The organism is Halorubrum sp. Atlit-28R (genome assembly GCF_003665955.1).
Classification (GTDB): domain Archaea; phylum Halobacteriota; class Halobacteria; order Halobacteriales; family Haloferacaceae; genus Halorubrum; species Halorubrum tropicale.
The window spans coordinates 1-5,082 of record NZ_QPLS01000018.1 but is presented as its reverse complement, the minus strand read 5'-3'; the positions used below and the strand labels follow the sequence as shown (position 1 = coordinate 5,082).

Below are 5,082 nucleotides of genomic sequence, written 5' to 3'. Positions count from 1 at the left end.
GCCGGGAATCAGGCTCGAAGGACATACATTCCGGTTGATCCTGCCGGAGGCCATTGCTATTGGGATCCGATTTAGCCATGCTAGTCGCACGAGTTCAGACTCGTGGCGAATAGCTCAGTAACACGTGGCCAAACTACCCTTCGGAACACAATACCCTCGGGAAACTGAGGCTAATAGTGTATCCCATACCACCACTGGAATGAGTGGTATGCCAAACGCTCCGGCGCCGAAGGATGTGGCTGCGGCCGATTAGGTAGACGGTGGGGTAACGGCCCACCGTGCCAATAATCGGTACGGGTCATGAGAGTGAGAACCCGGAGACGGAATCTGAGACAAGATTCCGGGCCCTACGGGGCGCAGCAGGCGCGAAACCTTTACACTGCACGACAGTGCGATAGGGGGATCCCAAGTGCACAGGCATAGCGCCTGTGCTTTTCGGTACCCTAAGGCGGTACCAGAATAAGGGCTGGGCAAGACCGGTGCCAGCCGCCGCGGTAATACCGGCAGCCCAAGTGATGGCCGATCTTATTGGGCCTAAAGCGTCCGTAGCTGGCCGCGCAAGTCCATCGGGAAATCCACCTGCTCAACAGGTGGGCGCCCGGTAGAAACTGCGTGGCTTGGGACCGGAAGGCGCGACGGGTACGTCCGGGGTAGGAGTGAAATCCCGTAATCCTGGACGGACCGCCGATGGCGAAAGCACGTCGCGAGAACGGATCCGACAGTGAGGGACGAAAGCCAGGGTCTCGAACCGGATTAGATACCCGGGTAGTCCTGGCCGTAAACAATGTCTGCTAGGTGTGGCTCCCACTACGAGTGGGTGCTGTGCCGTAGGGAAGCCGCTAAGCAGACCGCCTGGGAAGTACGTCCGCAAGGATGAAACTTAAAGGAATTGGCGGGGGAGCACTACAACCGGAGGAGCCTGCGGTTTAATTGGACTCAACGCCGGACATCTCACCAGCATCGACTGTGGTAATGACGATCAGGTTGATGACCTTATCCGAGCCTCAGAGAGGAGGTGCATGGCCGCCGTCAGCTCGTACCGTGAGGCGTCCTGTTAAGTCAGGCAACGAGCGAGACCCGCACCCTTACTTGCCAGCAGTACCGCGAGGTAGCTGGGGACAGTAGGGGGACCGCCGTGGCTAACACGGAGGAAGGAACGGGCAACGGTAGGTCAGTATGCCCCGAATGTGCTGGGCAACACGCGGGCTACAATGGTCGAGACAAAGGGTTCCAACTCCGAAAGGAGACGGTAATCTCAGAAACTCGATCGTAGTTCGGATTGTGGGCTGCAACTCGCCCACATGAAGCTGGATTCGGTAGTAATCGCGTGTCACAAGCGCGCGGTGAATACGTCCCTGCTCCTTGCACACACCGCCCGTCAAAGCACCCGAGTGAGGTCCGGATGAGGCGTTCCACGAACGTCGAATCTGGGCTTCGCAAGGGGGCTTAAGTCGTAACAAGGTAGCCGTAGGGGAATCTGCGGCTGGATCACCTCCACCGACCCGAGACTCGCCCTCTGGGCGAGCTCACCTTACGACCGTCTTTCTAAGACGGTCACTACTCATTCGCACTGGTCTGTGTAGTCCACCACCCACCGGCTTGGACACTTCAGAACGACCACGGCTCACGCAACACGCGAGACAAGAGCCTTCCCTTCGGGGAAGGTGGGCTCATAGCTCAGCGGTAGAGTGCCTCCCTTGCAAGGAGGATGCCCTGGGTTCGAATCCCAGTGAGTCCATGTCCGTCCGAAGCGAATCCGTCCCCTTAAGTGGGAGACGCGACTCGATTCGGACACGACGACCGATGCACCATCCCGGGAAACCGCGGATGGGAAGGGTTCGACGAACGCCCCGTCACACCCGGGGCGATTCAATGACAACCGTGTATACGTGCGATCCAGACGTCCACTGAACTCATCCGAGTTCGTGGAACGTCAGTGAACCATATACAGTCGGAACACTCTGATGAGTGTTTCTGACACCGTCAGCAACTCTCCTTCGAGAGTTCGTTGACACACTACTGGCTACTGTGCCAGCTGGTGAATGGCTCGGCTCGAGAGCCGACGACGGACGTGCCAAGCTGCGAAAAGCTCGTGGGACCCGCATGGAGGGTAAGAACACGAGATCTCCCAATCGGAATCCGTTCAACAATTGCCACGCGCAATAGGGAACGCCCTGAATTGAAACATCTCAGTAAGGGCAGGAAAAGAACGCAACAGCGATGTCGTCAGTAACCGCGAGTAAACGCGACACAGCCCAAACCGAAGGTCTTCGGACCAATGTGGTGTTCGGGTTGACAACCAAAACGCGACCCTCTCTCAGAAGTCTCCTGGAACGGAGCGTGAAACAGGGTGACAACCCCGTATGAGAGAACAGTACCGTTGGCGTCAAATCCAGAGTAGCAGGGGTCGGATATCCTCTGTGAACACCTCAGGCATCCCCTGAGAAGGCTAAACACTCCTCGAGACCGATAGCGAACAAGTAGCGTGAGCGAACGCTGAAAAGCACCCCGAAAAGGGCGGTGCAATAGGGCCTGAAATCAGCTGGCGATCGAGCGACAGGGCGTACAAGGCGATTCTCAAAACGACCGAGGAGCGATCCTCCAGTAGGAAGAGAATCGAGCCGGCGTCGTGTCGTGCGTTTTGAAAAACGACCCAGGGAGTGCACTTGATTGGCGAGTCTAACCCGTGAACCGGGGAAGGCGCAGGGAAACCGATACGGCCGCAGCACATTCGTGCGAGGGCCACCGTGTTCAAGCGCGGGGAGTCAATCGGGTGCGACCCGAAACCAGGCGATCTACGCGCGAGCAAGGTGAAGCGTGGCGAAAGCCACGTGGAGGCCTGTTAGAGTTGGTGTTCTACAATACCCTCTCGTGACTCGTGTGTAGGGGTGAAAGGCCCATCGAGCCTGGCAACAGCTGGTTCCAACCGAAACATGTCGAAGCATGACCTCTTCCGAGGTAGCCCGCGGGGTAGAGCTACCGATTGGATGACCCGCCTCCGAGAGGAGTCGGCCATCCTGTCGAACTCCAAACCCGCAGGCGCTGTAGACGAAGGGAGTCCGGTGCGCGGGGTAAGCCTGTGTACCGTGAGGGGAACAACCCAGAGCCGGGTTAAGGTCCCAAAGTGTAGATTAAGTGCGATTCGAAGGTGGTCTCAAGCCCTAAACAGCCGGGAGGTGAGCTTAGAAGCAGCTACCCGCTAAGAAAAGCGTAACAGCTTACCGGCCGAGGTTTGAGGCGCCCAAAATGATCGGGGCTCAAATCTACCACCGAGACCTGGCCGTATCCGTCAAAGGATAACCGCGTAGGTTGGCGTACTGGTCGGACGGAAGCCCGGGCGAGAGCTCGTGTGGACCGTCCAGTAACGACAATCCTGGTCACAGTAGCAGCGATAGTCGGGTGAGAACCTCGACGGCCTGAAGAGCAAGGGTTCCTCGGCACTGCCGTTCAGCCGAGGGTTAGCCGGTCCTAAGGTGTACCACAACTTGACTACACCGACGGGAAGCTGGTTAATATTCCAGCGCCATCGTGCAGTAAACGCCGACGCCGTGTGGAACGCTGAGCCGGGCACTCGCCCGGTCGAATCGCGGAAACTCGTGGAAACCGTCACGGTACGAAGCGAGCGAAACGCGAGATAGCGAAAGTCAGCCGTACATAGGGCCCGTGAAAAGGCAAGCATGATGTCCGTACCGAGATCCGACACAGGTGCTCTGCCAGCGCAAGGCAAGGCCTGTCGGGAGAACCGACGTTAGGGAATTCGGCAAGTTAGTCCCGTACCTTCGGAAGAAGGGATGCCTGCTCTCGACGGAGCAGGTCGCAGTGACTCGGGCGCTCCGACTGTCTAGTAACAACACAGGTGACCGCAAATCCGCAAGGACTCGTACGGTCACTGAATCCTGCCCAGTGCGGGTATCTGAACACCTCGTACAAGAGGACGAAGGACCCGTCAACGGCGGGGGTAACTATGACCCTCTTAAGGTAGCGTAGTACCTTGCCGCTTCAGTAGCGGCTTGCATGAATGGATAAACGAGAGCGCCACTGTCCCAACGTTGGACCCGGTGAACTGTACGTTCCAGTGCGGAGTCTGGAGACCCCCAAGGGGAAGCGAAGACCCTATAGAGCTTTACTGCAGGCTGTCGCTGAGACGTGGTCGCCGATGTGCAGCATAGGTAGGAGTCGTTACAGAGGTACGCGCGCCAGCGCGCCACCCAGACAGCATTGAAATACTACCCGTCGGTGACTGCGACTCTCACTCCGGGAGGAGTACACCGGTAGCCGGGCAGTTTGACTGGGGCGGTACGCGCTCGAAAAGATATCGAGCGCGCCCGAAGATCATCTCAGCCGGGTCGGGAATCCGGCGAAGAGCGCAAGAGCAAAAGATGGTCTGACAGTGTTCTTCCCAACGAGGAACGCTGACGCGAAAGCGTGGTCTAGCGAACCTACGAGGTTCCGGAATGGGACCCGTAGATGACAGAAAAGCTACCTTAGGGATAACAGAGTCGTCACTCGCAAGAGCACATATCGACCGAGTGGCTTGCTACCTCGATGTCGGTTCCCTCCATCCTGCCCGTGCAGACGCGGGCAAGGGTGAGGTTGTTCGCCTATTAAAGGAGGTCGTGAGCTGGGTTTAGACCGTCGTGAGACAGGTCGGCTGCTATCTATTGGGGGTGTGAGGTACCTGACGTGAACGAACGTATAGTACGAGAGGAACTACGTTTGGTCGCCACTGGTGTATCGGTTGTCCGGAAGGGCAGATGCCGAGTAGCCACGCGACACGGGGTAAGAGCTGAACGCATCTAAGCTCGAAACCCACATGGAAAAGAGGTACCACCGAGGTCACTCGTAGAAGACGAGTTCGATAGACTCGGGGTGTACGCACCGAGGCAACGAGGTGTTAAGCCCACGAGAACTAACAGACCGAGCCACATTCATTGGCGCTGACGCGCCACGAACTCGCATGAGTTCAGGCGGTATCTGGATCGCACGTATACACGGTTGTTTCGAACCACGACCGACACAGGCGTCGCTCATAGAGCGTCTCGGTTCGACTCCGAGAGTCGGCATGAAGGCGGCCAGAGCGGT

Annotated in this window: 1 tRNA gene and 2 rRNA genes; all 3 read left to right on the top strand. The window is 57.9% G+C overall.

Annotated features, from left to right (window positions below):
• Positions 1–27: 27 nt before the first annotated feature.
• The 3 genes from DVK06_RS16530 (at position 28) to DVK06_RS16520 (ending at position 4,933) form a co-directional block, all read left to right on the top strand.
• Positions 28–1,497 (top strand): 16S ribosomal RNA (locus tag DVK06_RS16530).
• A 169-nt stretch (positions 1,498–1,666) separates the two neighbouring features.
• Positions 1,667–1,738, top strand: a tRNA-Ala gene (locus tag DVK06_RS16525).
• 276 nt (positions 1,739–2,014) lie between these two features.
• Positions 2,015–4,933, top strand: a 23S ribosomal RNA gene (locus tag DVK06_RS16520).
• The 16S and 23S rRNA genes sit together here with 1 tRNA gene alongside, the layout of an rRNA operon.
• The last annotated feature ends 149 nt before the right edge of the window (positions 4,934–5,082 follow it).